The sequence below is a fragment of the Bdellovibrio bacteriovorus genome (assembly GCF_001592745.1).
In the GTDB taxonomy this organism is placed as follows: domain Bacteria; phylum Bdellovibrionota; class Bdellovibrionia; order Bdellovibrionales; family Bdellovibrionaceae; genus Bdellovibrio; species Bdellovibrio bacteriovorus_B.
Genome location: NZ_LUKD01000001.1, coordinates 1,034,221 through 1,060,180, shown reverse-complemented (window position 1 = coordinate 1,060,180; position 25,960 = coordinate 1,034,221). Strand labels below are relative to the sequence as shown.

The 25,960-nt window shown below is 46.3% G+C and carries 30 protein-coding genes; 18 read left to right on the top strand and 12 right to left on the bottom strand.

The genetic code is table 11. From position 1 onward, the window contains the following. The first annotated feature begins 4 nt into the window (after positions 1 to 4). Entirely contained in the window at positions 5 to 760 is a 756-nt protein-coding gene (locus AZI87_RS04990; protein WP_063205290.1) for a ferritin-like domain-containing protein, read from the top strand. Between the two features lie 33 nt (positions 761 to 793). On the opposite strand, the gene AZI87_RS04985 is transcribed toward AZI87_RS04990, so the two are convergent. Together AZI87_RS04985 and lexA are read right to left on the bottom strand one after the other, a co-directional pair. Next, positions 794 to 1,297: a GAF domain-containing protein gene (locus tag AZI87_RS04985; RefSeq protein WP_063205289.1), complete on the bottom strand. Its 504-nt coding sequence runs from the start codon at positions 1,295 to 1,297 to the stop codon at positions 794 to 796. Between the two features lie 85 nt (positions 1,298 to 1,382). Further along, on the bottom strand, positions 1,383 to 2,108 hold the full coding sequence (lexA, locus tag AZI87_RS04980) for a transcriptional repressor LexA (RefSeq protein ID WP_063205288.1): 726 nt from the start codon (positions 2,106 to 2,108) through the stop codon (positions 1,383 to 1,385). An 84-nt stretch (positions 2,109 to 2,192) separates the two neighbouring features. On the opposite strand from lexA, the gene AZI87_RS18340 reads away from it, so the two are divergent. The 3 genes from AZI87_RS18340 to AZI87_RS04970 all read left to right on the top strand — a co-directional run bounded on the left by AZI87_RS18340 (position 2,193) and on the right by AZI87_RS04970 (position 4,651). Continuing rightward, a complete protein-coding gene (locus tag AZI87_RS18340) occupies positions 2,193 to 2,315 on the top strand; it encodes a hypothetical protein (protein ID WP_301335607.1) in 123 nt (40 codons plus the stop codon). Further along, positions 2,299 to 3,120 (top strand): hypothetical protein, encoded by an 822-nt coding sequence (locus AZI87_RS04975; protein WP_063205287.1) that lies wholly within the window; start codon positions 2,299 to 2,301, stop codon positions 3,118 to 3,120. Before AZI87_RS18340 ends, AZI87_RS04975 begins: the two co-directional genes overlap by 17 nt. Before the next feature lie 205 nt (positions 3,121 to 3,325). Next, positions 3,326 to 4,651 carry a polysaccharide deacetylase family protein gene (locus AZI87_RS04970; protein ID WP_063205286.1) on the top strand — a complete coding sequence of 442 codons (1,326 nt, stop codon included), beginning with the start codon at positions 3,326 to 3,328 and terminating at the stop codon, positions 4,649 to 4,651. Positions 4,652 to 4,653: 2 nt separating this feature from the next. Here the strand turns inward: AZI87_RS04970 and AZI87_RS04965 are convergent, their stop codons facing one another. Together AZI87_RS04965 and AZI87_RS04960 are read right to left on the bottom strand one after the other, a co-directional pair. Beyond that, positions 4,654 to 4,998: a hypothetical protein gene (locus tag AZI87_RS04965; protein ID WP_063205285.1), complete on the bottom strand. Its 345-nt coding sequence runs from the start codon at positions 4,996 to 4,998 to the stop codon at positions 4,654 to 4,656. A 102-nt stretch (positions 4,999 to 5,100) separates the two neighbouring features. Further along, a complete protein-coding gene (locus AZI87_RS04960; RefSeq protein ID WP_063205284.1) occupies positions 5,101 to 5,322 on the bottom strand; it encodes a hypothetical protein in 222 nt (73 codons plus the stop codon). A 155-nt stretch (positions 5,323 to 5,477) separates the two neighbouring features. Here AZI87_RS04960 and AZI87_RS04955 point away from each other — a divergent pair, with 155 nt between their 5' ends. Next, positions 5,478 to 6,374, top strand: coding sequence for a M14 family zinc carboxypeptidase (locus AZI87_RS04955; protein WP_253696676.1), 897 nt, complete (start codon positions 5,478 to 5,480; stop codon positions 6,372 to 6,374). A gap of 191 nt (positions 6,375 to 6,565) precedes the next feature. Here AZI87_RS04955 and AZI87_RS04950 read toward each other — a convergent pair whose 3' ends face one another. Further along, complete coding sequence (locus tag AZI87_RS04950) at positions 6,566 to 7,525, bottom strand: aldo/keto reductase family protein (RefSeq protein WP_063205283.1); 960 nt, start codon at positions 7,523 to 7,525, stop codon at positions 6,566 to 6,568. Positions 7,526 to 7,554: 29 nt separating this feature from the next. After that, a complete protein-coding gene (locus AZI87_RS04945; RefSeq protein ID WP_063205282.1) occupies positions 7,555 to 7,956 on the bottom strand; it encodes a hypothetical protein in 402 nt (133 codons plus the stop codon). Between the two features lie 147 nt (positions 7,957 to 8,103). Between AZI87_RS04945 and ung the strand changes: the two genes are divergently transcribed. The 10 genes from ung to AZI87_RS04895 all read left to right on the top strand — a co-directional run bounded on the left by ung (position 8,104) and on the right by AZI87_RS04895 (position 16,872). Then, entirely contained in the window at positions 8,104 to 8,790 is a 687-nt protein-coding gene (ung, locus tag AZI87_RS04940) for a uracil-DNA glycosylase (RefSeq protein ID WP_063205281.1), read from the top strand. A 14-nt stretch (positions 8,791 to 8,804) separates the two neighbouring features. After that, positions 8,805 to 9,701, top strand: coding sequence for a DUF72 domain-containing protein (locus AZI87_RS04935; protein WP_063205280.1), 897 nt, complete (start codon positions 8,805 to 8,807; stop codon positions 9,699 to 9,701). An 83-nt stretch (positions 9,702 to 9,784) separates the two neighbouring features. After that, complete coding sequence (locus AZI87_RS04930) at positions 9,785 to 10,099, top strand: hypothetical protein (RefSeq protein WP_063205279.1); 315 nt, start codon at positions 9,785 to 9,787, stop codon at positions 10,097 to 10,099. A 41-nt stretch (positions 10,100 to 10,140) separates the two neighbouring features. Then, positions 10,141 to 10,554 carry a hypothetical protein gene (locus tag AZI87_RS04925; RefSeq protein ID WP_063205278.1) on the top strand — a complete coding sequence of 138 codons (414 nt, stop codon included), beginning with the start codon at positions 10,141 to 10,143 and terminating at the stop codon, positions 10,552 to 10,554. Beyond that, positions 10,554 to 11,606: a 3-dehydroquinate synthase family protein gene (locus tag AZI87_RS04920; RefSeq protein ID WP_063205277.1), complete on the top strand. Its 1,053-nt coding sequence runs from the start codon at positions 10,554 to 10,556 to the stop codon at positions 11,604 to 11,606. The genes AZI87_RS04925 and AZI87_RS04920 overlap by 1 nt, the downstream gene beginning before the upstream one ends. After that, on the top strand, positions 11,599 to 12,774 hold the full coding sequence (locus tag AZI87_RS04915) for a 3-phosphoshikimate 1-carboxyvinyltransferase (RefSeq protein ID WP_063205276.1): 1,176 nt from the start codon (positions 11,599 to 11,601) through the stop codon (positions 12,772 to 12,774). Before AZI87_RS04920 ends, AZI87_RS04915 begins: the two co-directional genes overlap by 8 nt. Then, the gene (locus AZI87_RS04910; protein ID WP_063205275.1) at positions 12,771 to 14,570 is read left to right on the top strand and encodes a shikimate kinase; all 1,800 of its coding nucleotides are present in this window, start codon (positions 12,771 to 12,773) and stop codon (positions 14,568 to 14,570) included. The genes AZI87_RS04915 and AZI87_RS04910 overlap by 4 nt, the downstream gene beginning before the upstream one ends. Further along, entirely contained in the window at positions 14,567 to 15,592 is a 1,026-nt protein-coding gene (aroC, locus tag AZI87_RS04905; RefSeq protein ID WP_063205274.1) for a chorismate synthase, read from the top strand. The genes AZI87_RS04910 and aroC overlap by 4 nt, the downstream gene beginning before the upstream one ends. 11 nt (positions 15,593 to 15,603) lie before the next feature. After that, positions 15,604 to 16,503 carry a 1,4-dihydroxy-2-naphthoyl-CoA synthase gene (locus AZI87_RS04900; protein WP_063205273.1) on the top strand — a complete coding sequence of 300 codons (900 nt, stop codon included), beginning with the start codon at positions 15,604 to 15,606 and terminating at the stop codon, positions 16,501 to 16,503. A 126-nt stretch (positions 16,504 to 16,629) separates the two neighbouring features. After that, positions 16,630 to 16,872, top strand: a complete 243-nt coding sequence (locus tag AZI87_RS04895; RefSeq protein WP_063205272.1) for a hypothetical protein — start codon at positions 16,630 to 16,632, stop codon at positions 16,870 to 16,872. A gap of 310 nt (positions 16,873 to 17,182) precedes the next feature. Here the strand turns inward: AZI87_RS04895 and ubiE are convergent, their stop codons facing one another. Both ubiE and aroF read right to left on the bottom strand, forming a co-directional pair. Continuing rightward, a complete protein-coding gene (gene ubiE / locus AZI87_RS04890; RefSeq protein ID WP_063205271.1) occupies positions 17,183 to 17,893 on the bottom strand; it encodes a bifunctional demethylmenaquinone methyltransferase/2-methoxy-6-polyprenyl-1,4-benzoquinol methylase UbiE in 711 nt (236 codons plus the stop codon). Continuing rightward, positions 17,883 to 18,716: a 3-deoxy-7-phosphoheptulonate synthase gene (gene aroF, locus AZI87_RS04885; protein WP_063205270.1), complete on the bottom strand. Its 834-nt coding sequence runs from the start codon at positions 18,714 to 18,716 to the stop codon at positions 17,883 to 17,885. The genes ubiE and aroF overlap by 11 nt, the downstream gene beginning before the upstream one ends. A 78-nt stretch (positions 18,717 to 18,794) precedes the next feature. Between aroF and AZI87_RS04880 the strand changes: the two genes are divergently transcribed. Genes AZI87_RS04880 through AZI87_RS04870 form a run of 3 tightly spaced genes read left to right on the top strand, consistent with a single transcriptional unit; the run spans position 18,795 to position 22,140 of the window. Further along, positions 18,795 to 19,820, top strand: a complete 1,026-nt coding sequence (locus AZI87_RS04880; protein ID WP_253696468.1) for a chorismate-binding protein — start codon at positions 18,795 to 18,797, stop codon at positions 19,818 to 19,820. Continuing rightward, positions 19,817 to 21,385 carry a 2-succinyl-5-enolpyruvyl-6-hydroxy-3-cyclohexene-1-carboxylic-acid synthase gene (gene menD, locus AZI87_RS04875; RefSeq protein WP_063205269.1) on the top strand — a complete coding sequence of 523 codons (1,569 nt, stop codon included), beginning with the start codon at positions 19,817 to 19,819 and terminating at the stop codon, positions 21,383 to 21,385. The genes AZI87_RS04880 and menD overlap by 4 nt, the downstream gene beginning before the upstream one ends. After that, positions 21,373 to 22,140, top strand: a complete 768-nt coding sequence (locus AZI87_RS04870; RefSeq protein WP_253696466.1) for an alpha/beta fold hydrolase — start codon at positions 21,373 to 21,375, stop codon at positions 22,138 to 22,140. Before menD ends, AZI87_RS04870 begins: the two co-directional genes overlap by 13 nt. Here the strand turns inward: AZI87_RS04870 and AZI87_RS04865 are convergent. The 4 genes from AZI87_RS04865 to AZI87_RS04850 all read right to left on the bottom strand — a co-directional run bounded on the left by AZI87_RS04865 (position 22,120) and on the right by AZI87_RS04850 (position 25,899). Beyond that, positions 22,120 to 22,968: a S1 family peptidase gene (locus AZI87_RS04865; protein ID WP_063205268.1), complete on the bottom strand. Its 849-nt coding sequence runs from the start codon at positions 22,966 to 22,968 to the stop codon at positions 22,120 to 22,122. The two genes, AZI87_RS04870 and AZI87_RS04865, sit on opposite strands and share 21 nt — an antisense overlap. Before the next feature lie 101 nt (positions 22,969 to 23,069). Next, complete coding sequence (locus AZI87_RS04860; protein ID WP_253696463.1) at positions 23,070 to 23,897, bottom strand: S1 family peptidase; 828 nt, start codon at positions 23,895 to 23,897, stop codon at positions 23,070 to 23,072. 134 nt (positions 23,898 to 24,031) lie between these two features. Next, positions 24,032 to 24,979 carry a prolyl aminopeptidase gene (gene pip / locus AZI87_RS04855; RefSeq protein WP_063205267.1) on the bottom strand — a complete coding sequence of 316 codons (948 nt, stop codon included), beginning with the start codon at positions 24,977 to 24,979 and terminating at the stop codon, positions 24,032 to 24,034. Positions 24,980 to 25,014: 35 nt separating this feature from the next. Then, the gene (locus AZI87_RS04850) at positions 25,015 to 25,899 is read right to left on the bottom strand and encodes a YihY/virulence factor BrkB family protein (protein ID WP_063205266.1); all 885 of its coding nucleotides are present in this window, start codon (positions 25,897 to 25,899) and stop codon (positions 25,015 to 25,017) included. Positions 25,900 to 25,960 lie beyond the last annotated feature (61 nt).

The following is a 25,960-nucleotide window of genomic DNA, read 5'->3' as shown; positions in this document are numbered from 1 at the left end:
AAAAATGAAAGAGCATGTTCATATTGGAAGCAATCGTACGGGAATTCAAATGTCCCCTTTAGATAGTAAACGCATGATGCAGAATGCGGAAAAAACACCGACGACACCCATGACGGATTTTTCGCAAAGTGAGTTGGTGCAAGTGCGCACAGAGTATATTCAAGAGTCTGACAATATCGGCACCGTTCCACCTCCAGGAACTTTGAAAGGCATGGCCTCCACGGGAGCTGAGCTCTTGCAAGGTAAAAGACCTGAAGCCTTGATCGATAAATTAGGAGAGCGTTTGGCTTTTGAGCGCACGGGCGCACGGCTTTATGAGGCGGTTATTACGAAGTGCCAGGCTTGTGCAGTGACGGAATTTTTGCCTGACCTTATGCGTATCCATCAGGAAGAGCTTGAGCATTTCGAGATCGTGAAAGGGGCCATCGAACAAATCGGAGCGGATCCCACTGCCGTTACTCCGTGCGCGGATGCAAATGCGGTGGCTTCCATGGGGTTGTTGCAAGTGGCCGCCGATCCTAGAACCTCCGTACCACAAACGCTTCAGGCGTTGTTGGTTGCAGAAATGACCGACAATGCGGGATGGGAACTTTTGATAGAGATGGCTAGGCGAGCCAATTTGGATGCTATGGCTGAAAAATTTGAAGGCGCCTTAGCCGCCGAAGAAGAGCACTTAATGACGATTAAAAGAATTTATACGCAGATGAATTTCGCGGATATAGATCGCAGAGAAGGTGCACCTGGAAAGCGAACGATCTAAAATAAAAAAGGCACAGGAAACTGTGCCTTCGCCTTAGGAAAGAAAATTTGTTGGCCAGACTGTGGACTTCACCAAGATATCCACAAGTTTTTCAAGACCACTTTTATCTTCGTGATCAAATCTATTTAAGATAGGAGCGTCGATATCTAGAACGCCCAAAAGTTTTCCTTCGTGAATCAAAGGAATCACAATTTCAGACTTAGAAGCCGCATCGCAAACAATGTGACCGGGGAACTCATCCACATTCGGCACAAGTTGTGTTTGTAAAGTTTGAGCGGCCGCACCGCAAACACCTTTACCCATGGCAATTCTGGTACACGCCGGCAGTCCTTGGAATGAACTCAACAGCAATTCATTACTGTGCAGAAGATAGAAGCCCACCCAATTTATATCGGGAAGGTGCTGATTTAAAAGTGCTGAGATATTTGCCAAATTCACAAACCATTCTTTTTCCAGAATGCCGGAGGCTTCCGAATGAAGTTCTTTGTAGAATTTAGATTTATCTTTATAGCTGATTCGAGCGTGTGTGCTTTGCATTTCGCTTAGATATCACAAAAAGCAAAATGCGGGGGAAAATCTTTAAGAAAAAACTTGGTCATCCCTGACGCAAGCATAAATTGGATTACTGGAATTTACGGATAAGGCCCACGACGATACCGCGGATTTCGACTTCTTCAGGTGAATACCACATAGATTTCATTGTGGAGTTTGAAGGACGAAGTTCTACTAGTTTTTCGCTAGAACCGCTGTCGGGACGCGCGCGCACGTAGATGCGTTTAACCGTGGCTTCATTTTCTACCGTAGCCACAACAATATCGCCGTTAGAGGCCGAATCCTGTTTTTGAACTAAAATAATATCTTCATCAAAGATGCCATCTTCAATCATCGAGTCGCCTTGCACTTTCAATGCAAAGGATTTGGAAGGATTGCGAATCATAGAAGGAGGGACATCGACAAATTCGTCATGTTTGATGGCTTCAATCGGCTGACCTGCGGCCACTTTCCCAAGAAGGGGAAGGGACAGGACCTCATCACGTGCCTGGAGGAGCTGTGAGCGGTGAGATCCTGTCGTCGTCGAGACTTTTTTCGATTGAAGATGCTCCTGCACAGCACTGGCTGAGTGAAGCACCTGGATCGCTCGCTTTTGACCCAATGGATTTTCGATGTATCCTTTGCTCGTCAATTGCTTCAGATAATTCTGCACAGAATTAAACGAAGCCAAGCCGAAGTGATCCTTAATTTCTTGGTATGACGGAGAAACTCCTGAACTTAAGATGTGGCTCTCGATAAACTCGAGAACGGATTTTTCTTTCGGTGTCAGTGGGGGGAGGGGCAATTTCTTTGTCATAACTTACATATGAACTTACAGTGTAAATAATGTGTAAGTCAATAAGCTTTTTAAAAATATTTTTGAAGGTCTAGAAGCGCCGCAATGGACGCGAAATTAAGAGTGGGTAAGCCGTTCATGTTTCGCGAGTCAGTGGGATGTGTCGGTGATAAAAATGGGGCTCAACCAAAAATCACTACAGGAGTTTCACATGAAATCATGGCTTAAAGTGGCAGCGCCCGTCGTTCTTGTCGTTTCCTCCGTGGCTGTTGCCAGCGTTATTAATAAGGAAGAAGTAAATAAAAAGGTGGCTGCGATTGCCGCTGCCTACAATAACGAGTCGACTAAACTCGATGTTGCGTTCACCGAACTTCGCGTCGATGCGGTTCGCACTTTGGATTTCGCATTAAAGGCGACGGCTTACAAAAAAGGCCCCGCGAATGAACTCAATCTTCAGCTGAATAATGCTTCTTATCACTATGGCGATGGCAGTGCCCCACGTGTTGCGGGTGATTTGTCTGTGAAGTTCGATCTGGTAAAAGCCTTCGGTCAGTCGATCTTGAACGAATTCGGCGGCCAGCTTGAAGACTTGGTAAAATCTTTGGTCGGTGACTATGGCCAAAAATATGGCGAGGCTATTTCCGTCCAAGTAGTGATGGATGAACTGCAAAAGGACGCCGAAGGAAATATCATTTCGGCAAAACTTCATCTGCAGGCCTCTGTTGATTTTCAGAAGCTTCCTGCAAATTTGAAAATAGAGGACGTTGAATTTAAGTCGTTACAGGCGCGTCTAGGTGCAGACCGCACAGGTCTTAGCGGCAGTATTGAGGTTCTCATCAATCCGGCTTTCAAGGGTTTCAATGCGGATCAACCAGGCCTAAAAGATTTTATCGAAAAACTTTTGGCTGATGACAAAGACACCCTAGAGTCCGTTGCGCGTAGCATGCAGATGGTGGATGACATCGCCACCTACTTGGTGACTCATACACCGGAAGAGGAGAAACCGGCTCCAACACCTGAGCCTCAACCATAATTTTACTCTCGTAAAGGCCCTTCGTAAGAGGGGCTTTTTGTATCTGATAATACTTCATCATCTTTACCCTCTGTCGAACTTCTCGACACCCACGCCGCACAATGTGTCCTTCTTCACTTTTTAACAAACTGGTTACGGAATAAGGCGGTGCTCAGCCGGAACAGAACTTGCGATACCTTCAATTGATATAATTTGAGGTGTTCATATGTTTAGAAAGCACATGCTGGTAATGTCGTCGCTTTTCGTAGGTTTAAATGCCTTTGCCGCTGGTGAAGTTCACGAGCAAACTAAGTTTGCCGCCGAAATGGAGCGCGTGTCGGGCGTTTATAACCAAATCATCCAAGATATTTCCAAGAGTAAAAACGGAAACGAATTTGACGAGCACTTTCATAAACTTCGCGCCTTTATCGTCAATCCTGGAAATGACAAGTTTTCCAGTCTTGCTCTGTGTACGCAGCTTAAGTCATTGCCTGTGGGTGAACTTGAATACGTTCAGTCTATTATTGAATCTGACGACGCCTCTATCGCACTTAAAGATTGTAACGGTGATCTTCAGCGCAAAATCATGATTGCAAACCTTACTAAAAAAGCGTCTTTGAACTTGGATGCGGACATCCAAAAGATCCGTCGTATCCCGTTTGAAGAGCGTATTGTTCCTAATATTGATTATCTTTCAATGCAGGGCTTGAACGACAAAGAAGTTATGCTGACATTTGATGATGGTCCTACGCAAAGAACCACGGTTCCTATTCTTGATGCACTTAAAAAAGCGGGCGTTAAAGCGGCTTTCTTTTCGACAGGCCGTCAAGCATTGCAGAATAAAGCACTAACACAAAGAATTTTACAAGAAGGCCATATCCTGGGTTCTCACTCGTTCTATCACACACTGATGATGGGGCGTGAAGTGAATCGCGGCAAAATGTCTTACGACTACTTCCTTTCAGAGATGATCGGTGGTCACGTCGGCGTGTTTTCTTCAGCCGGTTACATTGATCCGTACTTCCGTTTCCCAAATGGTTGCATGAATAAGAACATGCGCCGTAACGCCACAGAGTTGGGTCTAAAAATCTTCGGTTGGAGCGTCGATAGCTTTGACTGGCAGTATGGCGTATCGAAATACAAAAACGATGAAGAGCGCCGTCAGTTGATCTTACAAAGCTTCTTGAAGGCTCTCAGAGGCAGTAAAAATCGCGGTATCGTTCTTATGCACGACGTGTTTAAACAATCTGCGGAAGCTCTGCCTTTGATTTTGAACTACTTGGCGGACAACGGTTATAAGGTGGTTCTTTTGAAACCTGAAAATCGCGACATGCAAGATCGTTCAAACTTAGCTGTCGTGACTCAGGCGGTGAAGTTTATGAATACGTACAATATTAAAGTCACGGACTTGAAACCGCGCGCGGATCAAAACGGAGAGCCGGTAAAACCTTTAGGTTATGAGCCAGACAGATTCCGTTATCGTGATATGTTCCCTCAATTGAGTTATCAAAATTCTCCGATTGATCCAATGACATCGGCTTGCGAAAAATAATCTTAGCGAGACAGCTCTGCCACACAGTGGTTCAAGCTGTCTTGAGCATAACGGGAAAGGGTGAAGACGCTCTTTCCCGTTGTTCTATCAAACTCTTCCGTATACAAATCTGAGACATCCGAGATTCTTTCGATCATGCAACCGGCTTGGCGTTCTGCCACGTGCAGGCGAACCAGGCACATGCGGTTGCGTAATGAGCAGCGAATGCCTTCCGCGTGCGTTTGCGCAGGGCTGGCGTTGTTAATAGCTTCAATCAGGGCTTTTTCTTCTTGCGGAGACACAAAAGCAAATGCTGGGGAGCTAAAAAGAACGGAGATTGTTGAGAGAGTTAAAACGAACTTAATCATAGAAGCCTCCTTGTTCTGAATCATGCTTCATGATTCGTTCTACAAGGGACTCTATGATTAGTAAAAGGCATAGAAAGAATTCAGATATTCAAGAAATGAATACTATTCCTTTTGAGGGCATTCCTTCTTCTCGACACAAGTCTGTTTCTTAATTGTCGCTACTGTAGGCTTAGCTTCAGAAGCTACCTGACGCGACACCTTCACTTGAGGTGTGGTATTTTTCGCATAGCTCACCGGGGCCATGGAGCAGTTTTGATAAAACAGTATCACGATGGGATTAATCACCAACATCGCTACAAAACTAAAACCGCCACGATTCACCATACAACCTCCGACCTGAGTCTAATTCGTCACACCCTTTACATTACGGACGAAAGGCACTAAGACTTTAGTCAATTTGTAAGGATTCTCAGCTTGATTCAAAAAAAGCCATTTTCTCATCTTGAGAGATTTCAAACTTCGGAGATAATAGGGAAGTGATGACAAAAATGATGAAGACAATCTTATTTGGTCTGATGTTTATGTCAGCTGTTGGCGCTCAAGCAGACTTTTCTAATATCCAACAAGACTGCATCAATGATCTAAAAAAATTCCCCGGAGCGTGGGATGACAAACTTCTTACGAAGGCTTGTGAAAAAGTCAAAGTAGAAGCCCTTTGCGTGAGCGCGGAAGGTCGTCCTATTTACCATTACGACAAACCCTCTTCCACACCAGGCGCTAAGAAAGTTTTAGTATTCAGCTTGATCCATGGAGACGAAACACCGGCAGGAACTGTCGGTCGTTATTGGATGGAGCGTTTAGAAGGCATTGATCCGCGTAACTCTTGGCGTGTGATTCCTGTCGTAAATCCTGATGGTGTGAAATACAAAACTCGTACGAATGCCAACAAGATCGATATCAATCGCAACTTCCCAACAAAAGATTGGGATGTCGGTGCCATCGAAAATTGGAAACGCACGACAAAATCAAATCCACGCAGATTCCCCGGTGAGGTCGCTGCGAGCGAGCCCGAAACAAAATGTGCTCTGCACCACTTAGAAGATTTCCAACCGGATTTCATCGTGTCTGTACATACGCCACTGAAGGTTTTGGATTTTGACGGTCCAAAGGTTTCTCCTCCGCCCAAATTTGATTACTTACCTTGGAAGTCGCTGGGCAATTATCCCGGCAGCCTGGGTCGTTACATGTGGCTTGAAAGACAGACGCCTGTTTTAACGATGGAGTTGAAAGAAAGTCTTCCGCCGAATCTTTCTCCGTTTGAAAAGTTGCAAGATATTATCGGCAGCTTGGTGAAATTAGAAAATGGAAAGACGAAAGCCAATACGGCTGAATCAAAATCGCCGACCAGTTTTCTTCCTGTCGCGCTAGAACACTAATCCCTAAAAATGGAAACGAGGCTTAATCTAATGACTAAGTCTCGTCTCGGACAACCTCTTAGAACTTAAATAACCAATCAATGGTATCTTTTATTCTCAAGAGGTCGTTTCATGCTCAGTATAGCTCTGTGGTTTGTGAACGGAATCCTCCAGTGCCAATAAGCACGAATATCGCTGTCCATTTCCAGCCTTTAGGAGTACGTGAAAAGCTTTTTCAGAGATTTATCTATATCTTCTGTCATGGGAACCTTTAAACAACTCAGATTTTCTTGCAATTGCTCGATGCTGGTCGCGCCGAGAATCACACTGGTCATTCCCGGTTGATTCAATAGCCACGCCAGTGCTAACTGCCCCCGCGTGCATCCCAACTCGTCCGCCAGAGCTTTCATATTGCGCACACGTTCCAAATTTTCCTCTGTGTAGAAAGTTTCTCTGAGCCAATCAATCCGCGACAGGCGACCTTCGCTGATTCCGTTGTCGTATTTTCCAGTCAGCATTCCCGAAGCTAAGGGCGACCACGTTACTAAGCCCATGCCGTGCTCTTGTGCTTTCGGGCGAACATTCTCTTCAAATTTTTCGCGGGCAAGAAGACTGTACTGAGGCTGCTCAATTTGCGGACGGTAGTAACCACCTTGGTCGCAAACATCCATGGCTTCTTGGATTTGTTCAGCAGTCCATTCGCTCGTTCCCCAGTAAAGAATTTTTCCGTGATGAATTAGGTCATCCATAATACGAACAGTTTCCTCGACGGGAGTTTCGGGATCATAGCGATGGCAGAAATAGATGTCTAAATAGTCAGTCCCGATTCTTTGCAGACTTTTATTCACTGATTCAAGAATGTGTTTGCGCGAAAGGCCGCGATCATTGATGTCATCACTCATCGGCCAGAATACTTTGGAAGATATCACGAGCTCATGGCGCGGAAAGTCTTTCAGAGCTCCGCCCATAATGCGTTCCGATTCGCCTTTGGCGTAAATGTCTGCGATATCAAAAAAATTGATCCCGGCTTCATAAGCCAGGCGAAGAATGCTGCGAACAGAAGTGAAATCTTTAACGGTGCCCCCGAACGTCGTCCAGCCTCCTAAAGAAAGCGAACTCAATTTCAGACCGCAACGACCCGCATTGCGATAGGGCATAGTAGGATTGAACATAGGGCCTCCTTCACGGAAGCCCTATTATCTTAATGAAGAACTGGGTGTTGCAAGTAGTGATTGATCTCGACAATTCTGTCTTGTTGGCTAATGACAGAATCCTGGATAGCAACCAACTCTTTCAGTAAAGAATCTTTGGCTAACTTAATAGCTTGGAAGATATCTTCGTGAACTCCTTCGGCTTCGACACTCGTGTCGCCCTCACGCAACACGATCGCAATGCGATAGAGTTTTTTGAGACCTTCAGGGGTAAAGTCTTTTCCTTCTGTTTCATACTGAATCGCTAGTTTTTTCGGATCCCGTGCGACCACTGCGACGATTGTCTGAGGTGTCACGAAGGGTTCGAACTCCACGATCTGTTGATAGATGAAGGACTTAACCTCTGGATTCTGCTCGATAAGTTGTATTGTGGGGTTGAGAAGGGTCGTCATAGGCGGCCTCCTTTTCCTCTACTCATAGTGTAACAATGTGGCCGAATTTTGTCTGGTCAAGTTGAGCAGGAATCAAAAAATAAATTGAAAACCAATAAGATTGATTTAGAATCCGGGACCTAGACCTTTGTCATGTATCAAGGTGAGATGGAAAATTTAAAAAGTGAAGTTAAGTTAGATTCTAGCTGGAAACAGCGATTGCAGGGCGAGTTCGACAGCGAGCGAATGAAAACTCTGCGCGAGTTTCTTGTGCAGGAATACAAAAAAGGCAAGACCATCTATCCGCGTGGTGAAGAATGGTTTGCCGCCATGAACCTTACGCCGTTTGACAAAGTGAAAGTCGTGATCGTCGGGCAGGATCCTTATCATGGACCAGGTCAAGCTCATGGTTTGTGCTTTTCAGTTCGTGACGGAGTTCGTTTTCCGCCTTCTTTGCAAAATATTTTTAAAGAACTGAATTCCGATCTGGGTTTGCAAATTCCCAAGTCCGGCTGCTTAACCAAATGGGCCGAGCAGGGTGTGTTGTTGCTGAACGCTGTTTTGACGGTGGAAGATGGCAAAGCCGCTGCTCATCAGAAAAAAGGTTGGGAAGAATTCACCGATAAGATTATTCATTTACTGAATGAAGAGCGCGAACATCTGGTGTTCATTCTTTGGGGATCTTATGCGCAAAAGAAAGCCTCTTTTGTGGATCGTAAAAAGCATTTAGTGATTGAAGCTGTTCATCCTTCGCCGCTGTCAGCGCATCGCGGGTTTTTCGGAACGAAACCTTTTTCAAAAACCAATGCCTATCTTCGCTCTCACGGTATTTCTGAAATTGACTGGAGCCTTTAAGCAGAAAGGCTGTCATGGAATTTGGAAAGCTGCATTCCGTAGACGGTGTGAATTGGGATCTTCCTTCTGATGACCCTTTGGCGTCAGTGTATTTAGAAAAATTCAAAACCTCCTCTTCAGCAAAATTCTATATTGGCACTCCGGCCTGGGGGCATAAAGAATGGATCGGGAAGATATATCCAGAGAAAACAAAGGCTGCGGATTTTCTTTCTTATTATTCGCGCAATTTCAACACTATCGAACTCAACACATCTCACTATCGTATCCCGACGGCCGAGCAAACACAGAAGTGGCTTGCGCAAGTGGGAACGGATTTTGTTTTCTGCCCAAAGCTCTATCAGGGCATTTCGCATTCGGAACAAGGAATGTTAGATAAAAAACTTTTGGCGGAGTGGTTCGAGTTTTTGAAAAACCTGGGAACGCATCGCGGGCCGTGCTTTGCGCAGTTTCCTCCGCACTTTGATTACAGTAAAAAATCTCTGTTGTTTTATTTTTTGCAGCAGTGGACCGACGATTTTGAGCTGGCTTTAGAGTTTCGTCATCCCAGTTGGTTTCAAAACGGATGTGTGCTTCCGGCATTGACTAAATATTTGCAATCCCGAGGCATCGGCTTAGTTATCACAGATGTCGCAGGTCGAAGAGACGTTCTTCATGTGTCTATAAGCGCTCCCTTCACGATGCTTCGCTTTATCGGAAATGATCTGCACCTATCGGATCGCCAACGTTCCCAAGACTGGGCTGTGCGATTGAGCTCTTGGTCGCAGCAAGGATTACAAAAAGTTTTCTTTTTGGTGCATGAGCCGGATGATATTTTGGCTCCTGAGATGGCCCAAATTGTAATCCAGCAGCTGAATGAAGAGGCTGATGCTCAATTAAATCCCTTACAATGGTGCGCAGCGACCTTGGTGTAATAAATCTCAGAATGCGACGCCCTCCTGGACTCTAGGCTTGCTTCAGATCGCCGATAAGATAAGGCGACAAAAAGGAGTGACTCATGAAGTGGATTTTAATCGCAGCCTTGATAACAACAGCGACAGTCAGTGTAAATCCCGCTTTAGCTCGTTCTGCGGCTCGCGGACCGGCAAATGCTGAGGAGCATCGTTCTTTAGAGGATACAATCAAGAAAATTCGTGAAGACGACGAGGGAATCGTCGTGCTTTTCGCGAAAAACCCGGGATCGTATTACCTGCGTCGAGACGTCGAAAACTTCGATGGCCTTCGTAAGAAATTAGAAGAGGCCTTTAAAGCCAAGAAGCCTGTAAGCGTCACGTTTGATGCTGTTCAGCTCAATATTCTTGAAGTGAAATAAGTCCCTGTATAAACTGGTCTCCGCCAATAGGAGACCAGTTTATGAAACACATTCTTCTCTCTTCCATCCTTTGTTTTTCTCTTTCCGCTTTTGCAACAACCAAAGAAGAAGTTCAGCAGAAAACCAGTGATGCGGCAGCCGCAGCGGTGGATTATTCTAAAGAACAAAAAGAGCAATTCCAAAAAGACATGGACGCTAAACTTGCCGAGTTGAAGCAAGAAATCGCGGCCCTTAAGAAATCCGCTTCCGAAAAAACCGGCGATGCCAAAAAAGAAATGAAAGAACAAATCAAAGCTTTGGAAGCTCAACAAGACGATCTTAAAAAAGATCTGGCAAAGCTTAAGAAAAGTTCTGGCAAAGCTTGGGCCGAAATGAAAACAGGCATGAGCAAAGCTTGGGATGCTCTTTCTTCATCTTACGCTAAAGCCAAAGAAGAATTCAAAGAATCCAAATAATGAAAAAAAGTACTTTGCTCTTCACGACGGCACTTCCTTCTCTTACAGATCTGGGTGAAGAGCTTTTGCTTATTTACGATGAGATCCTGCCACGAAAATCGACGGCTTTTAAAAAATGGTCGCAAAAGTTTTCGTTAAAATATGGTGTCAAAGCCGGTGAATCTTTAAAATCCGTAGACCATTTTCCCCAACACATTCGTAAAATCGTGCAGCTTTGTGAAAACACCTCCAGTCGCCGTTTGACGGTTGTCGTGGTGGGCGGCGGCAGTGTGGGTGATTTTGGTGGTTTCGTCGCTAGCGTTCTAAAGCGCGGAGTGAAGCTTGTGCACATGCCAAGCACCTGGCTTTCAGCAATTGATTCTGCTCATGGCGGTAAAACAGCTTTGAATGTGGGCGGAGCTAAAAATCAAATCGGCACCTTCTATCCGGCGGACAAGGTGATTTTATCTCGACAGCTCTTAATGTCGCAGCCAGAGGCTCGCGCCTTTGAAGGTTTTGGTGAGCTTTTAAAAATTTCTTGGATTCAAGGCGGAACGCTTTGGCAGGAATTATCGAAAGAGTTTGAGGTCACTTCGGCGGTTCTTTGGAAGTATTTGGCTCGAGCCATTGATGCTAAATACAAAGTTGTGGGGAAAGATCCTGAAGAAAAGTCGGGCCATCGCCACATTCTAAATCTTGGTCACACCGTGGGCCATGTTCTAGAGTCTTATTATCAGCTGCCGCATGGTGTGGCTATCAACTATGGTTTGGATTTTGCTCTTCGCTACAGTGTTCAGTTGAAGATCATGTCTTCTAAAGAGTACGAAAAAATATCTCACGCGCCGGTATCGGGCTATCTCTTGTCACCTTTGCGCGATGATCTATTACAGACGAAGGCTTCGGTGTTAAAAGAGTTCCGTCAGCTTTTACTAAGCGATAAAAAGAAAACCAAATCGCAGACATTGCGTTTTGTATTTCTAAAAAAGCCGGGTCAGTGTGTGGTGAAAGAAGTGACGGTCGATGAAGTGTTGATGGAAATCTGTCGTCAAAAGGAAGATGAACTGAATGGCTGATTTTCGGTTTCAAGGCGAAATTCCAGGTTCTAAATCCGTTTTCAATCGCGCCTTGATCGTGCAAAGTTATTTTCCTGTATTAGATCTTCAGGGTTTTTCAGAGTGTGATGACGTTGTTCACATGCGCGAAGGACTTAAGGATATTCGTGACCGCAGTCGCATTGACTGTGGTGAAGGCGGTACGACGTTTCGTTTTATGGCGTTACGAGCCTCACGGCAAAAAGGTGTGCACACACTCGAGGCCGCACCTCGCCTGATGCAGCGACCTCAAGCCGGCCTTTTGGATTTGCTAAAACAATTGGGCGTACAGACTCAGATCAAGGCGAATGAACTTTTTATCGTCAGCGAGGGATGGAAAAGACCTCGCCAACCTTTGCGCGTGGACACCTCCGAATCCAGTCAATATGCATCAGCTCTGATTTTAAACGCCTGGCTTCTGGATTTTGATTTGGAGTTTGAGCTTGTCGGTGACAACGTATCTGAATCTTATTTCCTTCTGACTTTAGAGATGATGAAAACTCTGGGAATGCGTCCGAAAAAAACGGAAAAGGGTTATCTTATTCCCGCAGGGCAAAGAATCAGCAAGCTGAGTTGGAGTGTTGAGCCTGATCTTAGTTCTGCCTTCACCATGGCGACAGCAGGTGCCTTGGCCGGGGAAAGTGTGATTCAGAATTTTCCTGAACAAAGTTCTCAGCCTGATCTGGTCTTCTTACAGATCTTTAAAAAGATGAATGTCGATTTCACCCTCGAAGGAAGCAATCTTATCACTCGTAAAAGTGCAAACCTTCGCGCCGTGGAATGGAATCTTTCCCAATCGCCCGATTTATTTCCAGTTCTGGCTGTGCTTTGTAGCTGGACGCCGGGGACCTCGAAGCTTTATGGGGCTCCTCATTTAACAAAAAAAGAAAGCAATCGTATTGCCAAGGTGTCAGACCTTTTAAAACTGATTGGTGTGGAGCATGAAAGCCTTCCTGACGGTATGATCATTCACGGTCAGTCTTCGCAAAAACTTATTACCACAGGGCGCTTTAATCCTGACAAAGACCACCGCATGGTGATGGCGGCCACATTGATGAAGCTAAAAGGTCATCAGTTCACATTGGAAGAGCCTCAAGCGATAAATAAAAGCTTTCCAGAATTCTGGGACATGATAGGTATCAAACCATGATTACTGTTGTTGTCGGACATCGTGGCACTGGAAAAACAGAACTGATGAAGCGCTTGCAGCTTTATTGGCGCGAAGACGTTGACGCTATTGATCTTGATACAGAAATCGAAAAGAAAATCGGTAAAACCATCCGCGAACTTTTTATGGAACACGGGGAAGCTTATTTCCGCGAAATGGAACGACAGCTTTTCCTCGAAATCTTGCAAAGACCTTCGAAAAAAACTTACCTTGTACTCGGAGCCGGTTTTGATCTTTCAGTTATTCCGGAAAGCATTCCTGTTTTATGGGTGAAAAGACGCACGGATTTAGACGGGCGTATTTTTTTAAACCGCCCGCGCCTAGAGCCCGATATATCTCCACTGGAAGAGTTTCATAAACGAGCGCACCTGCGCGAGCAGCGCTATCAGGAACGAGCTGATGAAGTTTATTTGATGCCTGAAGGTCAGCTTGAAAACCATCACAAGGCGATGGCCATAGAAAAAGAAATCTTGTCGCATACTTTAAAAAGTGTCGGCGGCATCATCACTCTTCTGCCAGAAATTTTCGCCACTGACTTGCGTTGGTCTTTGTTTAAATCTCGCTACGCCAATCGTGATCTCGACTTTATTGAACTGCGCGATGATCTTTTAAGTGATGAGCAAATAGAGCGCGCTCTTCAAGAAATGCCGCGCGAAAAGTTTATTTTTTCTATTCGCAAGTCGCGCGAATACTCCCAGGCCTTTTTATCGCGCGCCACTTACGTGGATTGGGCATGGGAATTGGGCGAACCGACAGATATTCTTACAGCTATAGGATCGCAGAAACTTATTTTATCTCTGCATCGTGGTTTTGATTTCCAAGAGTGGTCCCGTTGGGAAGATAAAGCCGCGCACATGAAGTTTGCTCCAGAGATTTCATCGTTTGCGGAACTCTCGACTTATCATGAATGGCAGCGCTCCAAAAAAGTGCATCGCAGTTTTCTTCCTCGCTCTAAAGATGGACGCTGGGAATGGTATCGTCGTCTGCAAAAAGGCCAGCAGCTTTTAAACTTCATCCGCGAAGGTGACGGCAGTGCTTTAGAGCAGCCTTCCCTGTGGTCTTGGCTGATGACGCCATCGTCGTCCCCGGAGTTCGCTGCTGTTTTGGGTTCGCCGGTTGCGCACAGCTTTACGCCGCTTGAACATTCTGATTATTTTGCAAAAAAAGAAATGCCCGTCTGTGCTGTACACATCGACAGGGACGAGTGGGAAGAGGCCCTGCCTGTTTTGCGTAAGCTGGGGCTTACCTATGCCGCAGTAACGGCTCCTCACAAAGAAAACGCCGCAAAGCTTTGCCACCACCCAGATCTGAAAGCTCTAAACACACTTTACTGGAATAAAAAACAAGAGATGTGGCTTGGAACTTCCACCGACGAGGAAGGCTTTGTCGAACTTATCGAAGGCGTTGGTATGATTGCCCCTTTGCAAAAAGAAATTTTTGTGTGGGGCGGTGGTGGAACTTTAGAGGTGATTCAGAAGGCTTTGCCACATGCGAGTTATTTTTCTTCCAGAACGGGAGCACCTCGCCCAGGCAGTGAAGCCTCTGCAGACCTAACACCTAGAATTATTATTTGGGCTGCGCCACGCGCTCAAGAAACCCTGATGCCTCCGGCTTCATGGAATCCGGTGATGGTCTTTGATTTAAATTACAAGGAAGACTCTATGGGTAAGGAATACGCTCAAGCCTGTGGAGCTAATTATCAGTCGGGATTGGTCATGTTTACAGCCCAAGCCCAAGGACAACGCCTGTTCTGGCGTCACTGCGAGGAGAACGTATGAGCGCAAGTCAATTTGGATCTCGCTTCGTCATTACAAGTTTTGGTGAAAGCCATGGCACGGCTTTAGGAGTCGTCATTGACGGTTGCCCTGCTGGCGTCCGCTTCGATACAGAAATTCTAAAAAAAGAATTAGAACGTCGTCGCCCCGGCCATCATGGATCAGGACAAATCGTATCGGGTCGTCAGGAAACAGACATACCCGAAGTGTTAAGCGGAGTATTTGAAGAGAAAACTTTAGGAACTCCGATTGCAATCATTGTGCGCAATCAGGATGCTCGCTCTCAAGACTATCAAGAAATCAAAAACAGTCCACGCGCAGGGCACGCCGATGATATGTGGAAGAATAAATTCGGTCACAGCGATCATCGCGGTGGAGGTCGTTCTTCTGGCCGAGAAACCGTGTCTCGCGTGATGGCCGGAGCCGTTGCGCAGATGCTTTTAAAAGAGACTTCACCGAAGACTCGAGTGATGGGATATGCCTCGCAAATCGGACCCTTCTCGTTGACTCCGGATGAGCGCACACAGGTTTCTTCAAAAAATGTGGATTCTTTCCAGGCGCGTTTTCCTTCCAACCGTGATGTCGAAGTGGCAGAGCTTTTAAAGTCTGCGCAAATCTCGGGGGACAGTTATGGAGGCGTTGCCGAAATTCTGATCGAAAATCCTCCCGCGTATTTAGGCCAACCTGTGTTTCACAAATTGAAATCTGATCTAGCACAAGCTTTTTTAAGTGTTGGCGCGACGAATGGCTTTGAACTGGGTTTAGGTTTTGACTCTGCCGAAGTCAAAGGCACGGAATTTCATCAAGGCACTCAAGAGGCCTATGGCGGTATCCGTGGGGGAATTTCCACTGGCGAAAGTATTTTATTAAAAGTGTCTTTCAAACCTACGAGCTCTATCTTGGATGTAGCAAAGAAGGGTCGTCATGATCCTTGTATTGTCACTCGCGCGATTCCTGTGCTTGAGGCGATGACATGGTTGGTATTGGCAGATCACTGGCTGTGGTCTAAAACAGATCGTATCTAATCGAGGTAAAAATGGTTTCCGATATTTTCAATCCTGAATGGTGGACTGAAGTTCCTGGTTTTAAATTCAAAGACATCACTTATCACCGCGCCAAAGATCAAGGCACAGTTCGTATTGCCTTTAACCGTCCTGAAGTGCGCAATGCTTTTCGTCCGCAAACGGTGGATGAGCTTTACACTGCTTTAGAGCACGCGCGTATCACGGCGGATGTCGGTGTTGTTATTATCACTGGAAATGGACCTTCTCCAAAAGACGGTGGTTGGGCTTTCTGTTCTGGCGGTGACCAGCGTATTCGTGGCAAAGATGGCTACAAGTATGAAGAAAAAGAGGCTGTTGGCAAAATGGATTTAGCGCGCCTAGGTCGCTTGCATATTCTGGAAGTTCAACGTTTGATTCGCTTCATGCCTAAGATCGTCATGGCCGTTGTGCCAGGCTGGTCTGTGGGGGGCGGACATTCTTTGCACGTGGTGTGTGATCTGACTTTGGCTTCACAAGAACATGCGATTTTCAAACAAACAGACCCTGATGTGGCTAGCTTCGATAGTGGTTACGGATCCGCTTATCTGGCTCGCATGGTGGGACAAAAACGCGCGCGTGAAATCTTCTTCTTAGGTCGCAACTATTCAGCACAAGAAGCTTTTGATATGGGCATGGTCAACGCCGTTGTTCCTCATAAGGACCTAGAAAAAGTCGCTTTGGAATGGGCTTATGAGATGAATTCAAAATCTCCAACGGCCATGCGCATGTTGAAGTATGGATTCAACTTGATTGACGATGGTTTAGTAGGCCAGCAATTATTCGCCGGAGAGGCCACTCGCCTTGCTTATGGCACCGAAGAAGCCGTCGAAGGTCGAAACTCTTTCGTTGAAAAACGTCCCAAAGATTTCAAAAAGTTCCCTTGGCATTACTAATTTTCTCATGAATTAGACCATCCAGACATCCCTGTTTATTACGATGTATTTATAAACGGGGATGTTCTTAGGGTTTCTGCACGAATACAAGTTCCTCCGGCAAATGAACCGGGGGAAAATGGATGTATGAAACTCGCACTCATTCTTCTTATTACTGGCACGCTTGGATTGGGCATCTGGGGATGTCCGACGAAGAAGAATGTTCCGGATCCGACGCCACCAGAACCTGAAATGGTGATTCCAACACGACTTGAGGTTCGTGCTTTTTATGACGAGCTTCTTAGTCTTGAGGGGCGGGCTCCTCATATCGGGGTTCGTGTTGAGCCTCTTCGTCTTCTTGCTTCCTCTGAACAATCACTTCGACCTTAGATTGGTTTCGCTTCGAGCGACGGATTTGCGCTGGGAAGGGAGTCCTTTGAAATGGCTCGCTTCGTTCGGGCACGCCGTCCCGGCTCGGTCGGTGCCGAGGCTTCGCCTCGGTTCGCGCCATCGTGGCGCCACCGAAGGCCCTTCACTTCGGAGTCATTTCAAAGGACTCCCTTCCCAGCGCAAATCTGTGCTGTTGCTTAGGGCCAACTTCGTTCAGTGAAATTTAGATGAGTAAGTATGCGGAGAAATTTCATCACGTCGTCGAAATAAAAAAGCACCGTGTTTCAGTCGGTGCTTTCATTAAAACTTTTTATTTTACGGTGCCTTTGTAGATGTAGGCTATTCCGCCGGTCAGGCTGATGTATTCCATTTTTTCGAAAGAGTTTGTTTCTTTCATTAAATCTAGGAAGCCTTCGCGGCAGGGGAAAGCGGCTGAGGATTTTTGTAGATACTCGTAGGCTTCGCCTTGGCCTGTTACTAGGCCGCCGATTTTTGGTAGGATGTTTTGCGAGTAGAAATTGTAGATCGCGCCGAAGATAGGCAGATTTACTTGGCCGAATTCTAGGACCATCACTTGGCCGCCGGGTTTTACTACTCTAGCCATTTCTTTCAGGCCTTTTACTGGGTCGCCTACATTGCGGATGCCGAACGAGATGCTGCTGATATCAAAAGAATTGTCGGCGTATTGAAGTTGAGTGACGTCGGCTTGTTCGAATTTGATTTCTAGGCCGCGTTCTTTGGCTTTACCTGGAGCAGGGATTAACATTTCCGCGCAGAAGTCTGTTCCTACGACGTCGCCTGTGCCTACGGTTTTTTTGAATTCGATAGCTAGATCGCCCGTGCCCGTGGCGCAGTCTAGAACTTTATCGCCAGCTTTAGCGCCGCTATACTTAACTAATTTTTTTCTCCACAAGTGGTGAATGCCCATCGACAAAACGTTGTTCCCTTTGTCGTAGTTCGCTGCGACTTTAGAGAACATGCTGCGAATCACTTCTGGATTTGGAGAATGCTTAGTTTGCATAAAGCTCTACTTTGTGAAGAGGTCTGTCGACGGCTTTCAAGATTTTATCCATCTTGGTCATCATGTGTTTGAAATCATCCAAAGTCAGAGCTTGCATGCCGTCAGAAAGAGCTTCTGCCGGGCGAGGATGTACTTCAACGATGATACCGTCAGCTCCCACTGCCGCCGCTGCATAAGCCAAATCCGGCACAAGAGCGCGAATGCCGACAGCGTGAGAAGGATCGACGATCACAGGCAGATGTGTGTTTCTTTTCGCGAAAGCCACCGCATTAATATCCAGCGTGTTGCGAGTCGCTGTTTCGAAAGTACGGATACCGCGTTCGCAAAGGATGACGTTCGGGTTGCCACCGTTTGTGATGTATTCAGCAGCTTTCACCCACTCTTCGATCAAAGCCGCGAAACCACGTTTCAACATCACCGGCTTTTTCTGCATGCCTAGCTCTTTAAGCAAAGAGTAGTTGTGCATGTTGCGAGAGCCGACTTGGAAGCATTCTACGATGTCATAGATCTCTTCGATTTGACGAGCATCTGTGACTTCAGAAATCAGGCTCATGTTTGTCTCTTTGCAAACAGCTTTGATGAAATCGAAGGATGAAGAACCCAAACCTTGGAAGGCTTTTGAAGACGTGCGCATTTTCCAGATCCCGCCACGAAGAATGTGAGCGCCAGAAGACTTCACGCCTTTTGCGGTTTCCATGAATTGCTCGTAGCTTTCGATAGAGCAAGGACCAGCGATCACAGTGAACTGTGGTCCGCCGATATCATATCCGCCGACATTGACGATTTGGGTTGAGGGAGTTGTTTGCATAGTTAGCATTTCCATAATACGACTTCTCTAGTGGAACGGCAGAATAGCATAACGCTCTCAGGCATTACAAACTTTTTGGAGGCAGGGGCCCTCTTGCGCCATAAGGATCAATGGATTCTTATTGAAGGTCCTTTTGAGCCTGCTTCCGACGCGAATAGTGATGAAATTACAGTATTTTGCCCTGATTTCTATGACCTAGGCTCTAGCAAACCCTTGCGGGGAGCGAAAACTTACCGCTTAACGACCGAAGACATGCGCCATCATTGTGAGGCTTACTTGGCTCAGCATCCGTCTTCTGAGGCCCCCGTAATGAAAGCTTCTTGGGAAGAGCCTCAAAAAGAAGACTTCGCGCAAGCCTTGATGGTTATTCAAAATCGCATTCGAAAAAATGAAATTCAAAAGGCCGTGCCGGTCGTGTTCTCGCGATCCGCGCAAACCGTATCGGCAACCGAAAGAGCGCAGATAATTTCGAATCTTTTGAAAGCACCGCCCACTCTTTACGTCTACGGACTTTGGCAGAACGGAAAGGGTGTTTTGGGAGCAACTCCAGAAACACTTTTTGACTATTCACAAGGAATTCTGAAAACGATGGCATTGGCGGGGACATGCCCCAAGAGTGAAGCTTCCGAGCGCGACTCTCTTCTAAACGACGCCAAAGAGATGCAAGAGCACCTCTTGGTTTTGCAAGATATCAAAGAAGTCCTAAGTCCTTGGGGTGAGGTGAAAACTCATGGACCCTATATCGTAGAACTTCCGACACTTTACCATTTGAAAACTGACATTCAGATTCACTGTCATAAAAAACCTGAGTTTTTATCTTTGGTGAAGGACCTGCATCCGACGCCGGCCCTAGGGGTCGCTCCACGTAGCCAAGGCTACAAGTGGATGGCCAAGCTTCCTGGACAAGACGACCGCGGGCCTTATGGGGGACCTTTCGCTGTTTTTGCGGGCGAAGAGGCCTTGTGCCTTGTCGGCATTCGAAATTTGCAGTGGAATAAAAACCTTGCGATGATTGGTTCGGGTTGCGGGATCGTCGCTGACAGTGAATTGGAACGAGAGTGGCGTGAGGTTTTTCAAAAACGCCAATCAGTAAGAAAGATTTTGGGGCTTGAGTTATGACAAATATGGAATTAGCAGCGAAGGTCATTCAGGAACTGGTGCACACCGGTGTTCGTGAATTTGTTTTATGCGCCGGAGCTCGCAACAGCCCTTTGGTTCACATCTTAGACGAAAATAAAAATCTGAAAGTATATTCTTTCTTTGAAGAGCGCTCGGCCGCGTTTTTTGCCTTAGGAAGAATTGCGAGCACTCGTCGCCCGGTGGCGATCATCACAACATCAGGCACGGCCGTCGCCGAGCTTTTACCTGCCGCTGTTGAAGGAACTTATTCATCATTACCACTGATTATGGTCACTGCAGATCGTCCGAAGCACTATCGTGGCTCGGGAGCTCCTCAGACCATCGAGCAGGTGGGGATTTTTTCTTACTACAATGAAGTCGCACTCGACATCGACGCGGAAAATTCACATATTTCTTTCAAATCTCTGTCTTGGAAAAAGCCTATTCATGTGAATATCTGTTTTGAAGAGCCGTTGATTGATGGTCCCGTCCCTAAGATCGAATTCTCTGTATCTGAAAGAACAAAATTACCAGGCCAATTGCCATTAGGAACTTTGAAAGAAGTTGAAGACTTCATCAATTCTCACAAGCCGTTGGTGATTGTGGGGATCTTACCTGAAAAAGCTCACACGACGGTGCTTGAGTTCTTGAAACAATATAAAGCACCGGTGTACTGCGAAGGTATCTCAAGCTTGCGCGGTCATCCCGATATCAAAGATATTGAAATTCGCTCTGGCGAAAAGATGATCCACCGAGTGCTAAATTCAGGTCTTTGTGATTCGGTTCTGCGTATTGGCGGAGTTCCCACGGCGCGTTTCTGGCGCGACCTTGAAGTGAAGTATCGTGAAATTCCGGTGTTCAATATCAGCTTCAACCACTTCTCGGGCCTAAGCCGTCCGGTGCATCATTGCAACTCGATCGACTTGTTAAGCCAAGTGGAGTTCACGCATGTTCATCGTGAAAACGTAAAACTTAATATCGAAGACAACACCCGCACTGAAGCGATGCGTGCGCTTTTGGAAAAGTACCCTCAGTCAGAACAAGGCCTGATTTATTCTTTGTCTAAAAAAATGAAAGGTGCCTCGGTCTATTTAGGGAACTCACTGCCGATTCGTGAATGGGATTCTTGCTCCTCCCACGATGCGATGCCTTTGCGAGTGGCGGCCAATCGCGGAGCCAACGGTATCGACGGACAGCTTTCTACATTTTTAGGTTGGGCGTCGCCGCAGACAGAAAACTGGTGTCTTGTTGGAGATTTAACAGCGCTGTATGATTTATCGTCACTTTGGGCAACTTCTCAACTTGAAGCCAACAAATTCCGTATTGTCGTCATTAACAACGGCGGGGGGCAAATTTTCTCTCGCATGTTCAATAAAGAGATTTTCGTAAACAAACACCAGATTTCTTTCGAATCATGGGCAAAGATGTGGAATTGGTCTTATCAGAAATGGCATAATATTCCTGAAGAGAACAATTTTGCTGATCACCAGATCATCGAACTCTGCCCCCACTGGGAGCAGACTCAAGAATTCTGGAAGGAGTACGAATTTCTGTGGAAAGAGTGAATCTCTTTTTCCTGCATGGATTCCTAGGACGGCCCTCAGACTGGGCCATTGTCAAAGCCCACGTGCCTCAGCACGATGGCGTCAGGATCTACACGCCGGATTACTTTAAAGAAGCGCTATTAGGTCCCCAGCATGCGTTCGAGGCTTGGGCTGACAACTTCATCAAGTGGATCGAAGCGCACGGCTGTTCGGCGGATAGAAACATCCTCGTAGGGTATTCCTTAGGTGGGCGACTGGCTTTGCATGCTCTTCAGCGTCGCCCGAATATTTGGCACAAGGTGGTCTTAGTTTCGACCAATCCCGGCTTTAATGACCCTCATGAAGATTTGGATCCTACTTCCGAAGAACGCCGCCAGCGTTGGATGAATGACTCGTATTGGGCTGAAGAATTTTTAAAAGCCCCGTGGGAAAGTGTCCTTCGAAATTGGAACGCTCAACCGGTTTTTGGTGGTGGCGAAAACGAACCTCTTCGTCAGGAAAAAGAATACTCTCGTGAATCTTTAAGTCTGGCCTTAACTCAGTGGTCTTTGGCTCAGCAAAAAAACATGCGCAGTCTTTTGCTTAAAAATATTCAAAAGATCGTCTGGATGGTGGGCGACCGCGATGAAAAATTTATGGAGCTTTCTCGTCGCCTGCAGGAAGAGGTGATGGGGCTGCGGGTGGAAGTCGTTCCGAATTCTTCTCACCGGGTTCTTTTTGACAGCCCCAAAGTTCTGGGCGAAAAACTTCGCCAGTTAGTACAACAATTTCTTTGATTCGCGTTCAATCCATGGGCGGTATTTCTTAACGCTCATATAGATGGATTTCTCTGAGCAGAAATCTTTTTTGCGGATGTATTCTTCGCGTTCGCTTTCGCTGATTTCACTGGGAACACTCCATGAGGTCGCAGAGGCGACACCTACAAGATAGTCTTTACCTTGATAGCGCATCATCGCCGGACCGCCCGAGTCGCCGTTACAAATACCTTTGTTCCACTTCTGATTTACGTAAAACTGCGCATCGTCTTTAGAGATGCTGTCGATCAAAAGATCCACGTGGCGAAGAGTTCCAGAACCTTGAGTATCACTTTTTTGCGCCGGAGCTCTTCCTGACGTGCGACCGTAACCTGTCGCCGTGAATCCCAATCCTGCTTTGAACGGAAAATTGTCATCTGGAAGAAGAGCAGGTTCAAAACCTTTCGGCGCATCACCTTTAATCAGGATCAATGCGACGTCATCACGATCGTTGGCACTTTGCTTTTTGTAATCGGGGTGAGGAATCGCCCGGACGGCCTGGCGAAGAATGTACTGCCCCGCCAATGGCTTTAAACCGAATGCCAATGAAAGAGTGGCAGCGCCGCTGGGAATGCAGTGAGCGGCTGTCAGGATCACATTCTTTTTGATCAAGGTTCCAGTGCAGTAAGTTTTCGTCGGACCGTCATGAATAAGCACAACGTACTTCGATAGCACATTGTCTCTTGTTGTCTCTTTGCCGCCAATGATCGCGTCTTCCGGAGTGATGTCGATATTTTCAACTCCGTAAGGTCCCCCACAGGCTGCCAACAACAAAACGATAAAAGAGCTTACGTACAACTTCGTTTTCATAGTTCCCCAGGCATGATTGTGGAATGAAATAACAAAAGGGCCGCTATTTTTGTAGCAGCCCTTCGTGTTTTTAAAATTTTTTTAGTCTGAAATTTGTGAGTCTATTTGGAAATTTCAGGATTTGTTAAAGAAACGATCAGCTTGTTGGCCATTCTGTTCAACCACACTTTGTGAGCCAATGCGCTCGTGTATGCAGAGTATTTTGAACAGTCGTTTTCAGCGTCTTCGACTCCGCGGCTAGTAACACCCCAAAGGTAGTACTTGCCTTTCACTTCGATGTAAGCTGGACCGCCAGAGTCACCGTGGCAGGCACCTGTGCCGCCAGTTTGATCCAGCTTTACCTCTGTCAGGCTGAATTTTGGGTCTGCGATTTTAACCGAAGTCATACGCAAAGTTCCTGCGCCGTCACCTGTTACGCCATCTGTGATGCCGTAACCAGCAAGAACGACTTTCGCGCCTTTTTTAAGAAGTTTTTTGTTCGCTTCGCTTAAGAAAGTGGCTGGTTTGTAGCCCGCCGGAACTTCACCTTGGAAGTGCATCAAAGCGATGTCACCCGTGTCGTAGTCTTCGTATTGGCGTGTTTCCCACAAAGATGAAATAGCTACTTTGTCGACCTGGCGACGAACCGCGTACTTGTTGACCTCATTACCGAAGAAAACATACATCGCTTCTGTTTCGCTTCCGATGCAATGAGCGGCTGTTAGCACAAGGTTGTTTGGAAGAAGAGAACCTGTGCAAAGTTGTCCTTCAACGGCATCGTAAACAGCCACGATGCTTTCTTGAATCTTATCACCGGCTTCAACTACTTTACCGCCAATGATTCCCTCGCCTGTCGTTTGAATTTCACCTTGATTAGAAGCTTGAGGTGAGCAAGCTGTTAAAGCCAAACTTGAAACTAGCCCCGCCAAAACAAGTTTATTCAACTTCACGTATCCCCCCGGATAGTTGCACCGTAAACCCCACGGTGCGTGAAAGCTAATAAACCCAATTTGGAACCACTTTACAACATCATAATACTTATACGTTCTATAAGGGGCGCTAGGCCCCTTGGTAGCTGAAATTCTTACAGGTGTTTGAAGCTGTCTGTGGCTTCAATAAGAGCTGAGCGAGTTCCAGGCTCTGCAGCCGCATGACCTGAGTCAGGAATGATTGTAAATTTTGCCTCCGGCCAAGCTTTATGGAGGTCCCACGCAGAGCGAGCCGGGCAGACAACATCATAGCGGCCTTGAACAATCACTGCAGGAATTTTGCGAATGGCTTCGATGTTTTCTAAGATCCAATTGTTCGTCGAGAAGAAGGCATTATTGGTGAAGTAATGGCACTCGATGCGTGCAAAGCTCAACGCGTATTCAGGATCATCGAATTCATCAATAGCGTTTTGGTCTACGATCAGGCGTGATGTAGCCGCTTCCCACTTGCTCCATGCTTTTGCCGCTTGCAAACGCACCTCTGAATTTTCATGAGTCAGTCGTTTGTAATAAGCCGTCACCATGTCACCACGTTCAGCCACCGGAATGGGTTTTAAGTACTCGTCCCATACGTCAGGGAAAATTTCTGAGGCGCCTTCTTGATAGAACCACTTGATTTCTGAAGGACGGCACAAAAAGATTCCGCGCAAAACCAAAGCCTTCACTCTTTCAGGATGAGAAATCGCATAAGTCAAAGCAAGCGTTGAACCCCAACTGCCGCCGAAAACAACCCACGTGTCGATTTTGAGCATGGAGCGAATCGTTTCGATATCTTTGATCAATTCCCACGTGTTATTTTCTCGAAGCTCTGCACAGGGAGTGGATTTTCCAGAACCACGTTGGTCAAAAAGAATAATGCGATAGGCTTTAGGATCGAAAAAACGACGGTGATCTGGAGCCACGCCACCGCCTGGTCCGCCATGCAAAAACACCACAGGTTTTCCCAGGGGATTTCCACACTCTTCCCAGTACAAAGTGTGAATGTCGGATACTTTCAGCATTCCAGAATTATTTGGTTCAATTGAAGGATAGAAATCACGCATAAAAACCTCGCGGTGGTTGGAGATTGAAATTTCTCTTAGCCGCGCGTTTTTGTCAAAGTCGAAGCCTCTTCATCATCGACTTTGTGAATCTCATTGGCGATTTCAGCACCGATGAAGATGATAATCGAAGAGTAATAGACCCACATTAGTAATACGATTAAAGATCCTGCGGCGCCGTATAGTGAACCTACAGCGCTTTGTCCCAGATAAAGACCGATCAGTGTTTTACCAATAGAAAATAAGATCGCAGTGATCAAGCCACCTGTTAAAGTTTCCGCCGGCCGCATTTTCTTTTGCGGTAAAAAGTAATAGATAGCCGCAAAAAGCAAAGTGAAGATTAACAAAGAGATCAGAAAGTTGGCGATCTGTCCGATAATAGCCGCGGCACCACTAAGAACTAGCGAGATGATTGATGAAATCACCAAAGACACCATCGAAATAAAAACGAAGGCCAGCACCATTCCCATGCTGAATATTTTTTTCTTAATAAAGGCCCAGGAACTTTTTAAAATTCCTTCGTCTTGTTGATCCTGCGCGGGACTTGCTACTTCAAAAATAACATTCAAGGACTCACGCAATTGACCAAAAATCGCGCCAGCAGAAAATAGCAAAGTGATGACACCCACTAATCCTGCCCAGTCCCGGATCGTAGGGGTTTTGTCAGCATTCATGGCGATAGCCTTGATGGCCTGACTGGCTTGGGAGCCAACAAGATTTTCGATTTCACTGATCATCTCGGTTTTAAATTCCATTCCTAGGAAAGAAACGAAAGTGATCATTAATATAAGCAGAGGCGCCAAGGAAAGGGCTGTGTAATAAGAAAGGGCCGCTGCAAGATCTAAGATCTTATCGTTCCCGAGCTTATCTAAAAAACGATCGCTGTGCAGCCGATGAATGAATGGCATCATCTTCATTTTCATAGGAACAAGGCTATCATGGCGAAGAAGTCGGTCCTTCAAGAAAGCTTTGCTTCTGGATTTA

Excerpts from the sequence above, each read along its gene's own strand:
- AZI87_RS04990 (WP_063205290.1), top strand. The coding sequence starts at position 5 with ATGAAAGAGCATGTTCATATTGGAAGCAATCGTACGGGAATTCAAATG.
- AZI87_RS04985 (WP_063205289.1), bottom strand. The coding sequence starts at position 1,297 with ATGCAAAGCACACACGCTCGAATCAGCTATAAAGATAAATCTAAATTC.
- lexA (WP_063205288.1), bottom strand. The coding sequence starts at position 2,108 with ATGACAAAGAAATTGCCCCTCCCCCCACTGACACCGAAAGAAAAATCC.
- AZI87_RS18340 (WP_301335607.1), top strand. The coding sequence starts at position 2,193 with ATGGACGCGAAATTAAGAGTGGGTAAGCCGTTCATGTTTCGCGAGTCA.
- AZI87_RS04975 (WP_063205287.1), top strand. The coding sequence starts at position 2,299 with ATGAAATCATGGCTTAAAGTGGCAGCGCCCGTCGTTCTTGTCGTTTCC.
- AZI87_RS04970 (WP_063205286.1), top strand. The coding sequence starts at position 3,326 with ATGTTTAGAAAGCACATGCTGGTAATGTCGTCGCTTTTCGTAGGTTTA.
- AZI87_RS04965 (WP_063205285.1), bottom strand. The coding sequence starts at position 4,998 with ATGATTAAGTTCGTTTTAACTCTCTCAACAATCTCCGTTCTTTTTAGC.
- AZI87_RS04960 (WP_063205284.1), bottom strand. The coding sequence starts at position 5,322 with ATGGTGAATCGTGGCGGTTTTAGTTTTGTAGCGATGTTGGTGATTAAT.
- AZI87_RS04955 (WP_253696676.1), top strand. The coding sequence starts at position 5,478 with ATGACAAAAATGATGAAGACAATCTTATTTGGTCTGATGTTTATGTCA.
- AZI87_RS04950 (WP_063205283.1), bottom strand. The coding sequence starts at position 7,525 with ATGTTCAATCCTACTATGCCCTATCGCAATGCGGGTCGTTGCGGTCTG.
- AZI87_RS04945 (WP_063205282.1), bottom strand. The coding sequence starts at position 7,956 with ATGACGACCCTTCTCAACCCCACAATACAACTTATCGAGCAGAATCCA.
- ung (WP_063205281.1), top strand. The coding sequence starts at position 8,104 with ATGGAAAATTTAAAAAGTGAAGTTAAGTTAGATTCTAGCTGGAAACAG.
- AZI87_RS04935 (WP_063205280.1), top strand. The coding sequence starts at position 8,805 with ATGGAATTTGGAAAGCTGCATTCCGTAGACGGTGTGAATTGGGATCTT.
- AZI87_RS04930 (WP_063205279.1), top strand. The coding sequence starts at position 9,785 with ATGAAGTGGATTTTAATCGCAGCCTTGATAACAACAGCGACAGTCAGT.
- AZI87_RS04925 (WP_063205278.1), top strand. The coding sequence starts at position 10,141 with ATGAAACACATTCTTCTCTCTTCCATCCTTTGTTTTTCTCTTTCCGCT.
- AZI87_RS04920 (WP_063205277.1), top strand. The coding sequence starts at position 10,554 with ATGAAAAAAAGTACTTTGCTCTTCACGACGGCACTTCCTTCTCTTACA.
- AZI87_RS04915 (WP_063205276.1), top strand. The coding sequence starts at position 11,599 with ATGGCTGATTTTCGGTTTCAAGGCGAAATTCCAGGTTCTAAATCCGTT.
- AZI87_RS04910 (WP_063205275.1), top strand. The coding sequence starts at position 12,771 with ATGATTACTGTTGTTGTCGGACATCGTGGCACTGGAAAAACAGAACTG.
- aroC (WP_063205274.1), top strand. The coding sequence starts at position 14,567 with ATGAGCGCAAGTCAATTTGGATCTCGCTTCGTCATTACAAGTTTTGGT.
- AZI87_RS04900 (WP_063205273.1), top strand. The coding sequence starts at position 15,604 with ATGGTTTCCGATATTTTCAATCCTGAATGGTGGACTGAAGTTCCTGGT.
- AZI87_RS04895 (WP_063205272.1), top strand. The coding sequence starts at position 16,630 with ATGAAACTCGCACTCATTCTTCTTATTACTGGCACGCTTGGATTGGGC.
- ubiE (WP_063205271.1), bottom strand. The coding sequence starts at position 17,893 with ATGCAAACTAAGCATTCTCCAAATCCAGAAGTGATTCGCAGCATGTTC.
- aroF (WP_063205270.1), bottom strand. The coding sequence starts at position 18,716 with ATGGAAATGCTAACTATGCAAACAACTCCCTCAACCCAAATCGTCAAT.
- menD (WP_063205269.1), top strand. The coding sequence starts at position 19,817 with ATGACAAATATGGAATTAGCAGCGAAGGTCATTCAGGAACTGGTGCAC.
- AZI87_RS04865 (WP_063205268.1), bottom strand. The coding sequence starts at position 22,968 with ATGAAAACGAAGTTGTACGTAAGCTCTTTTATCGTTTTGTTGTTGGCA.
- pip (WP_063205267.1), bottom strand. The coding sequence starts at position 24,979 with ATGCGTGATTTCTATCCTTCAATTGAACCAAATAATTCTGGAATGCTG.
- AZI87_RS04850 (WP_063205266.1), bottom strand. The coding sequence starts at position 25,899 with ATGAAAATGAAGATGATGCCATTCATTCATCGGCTGCACAGCGATCGT.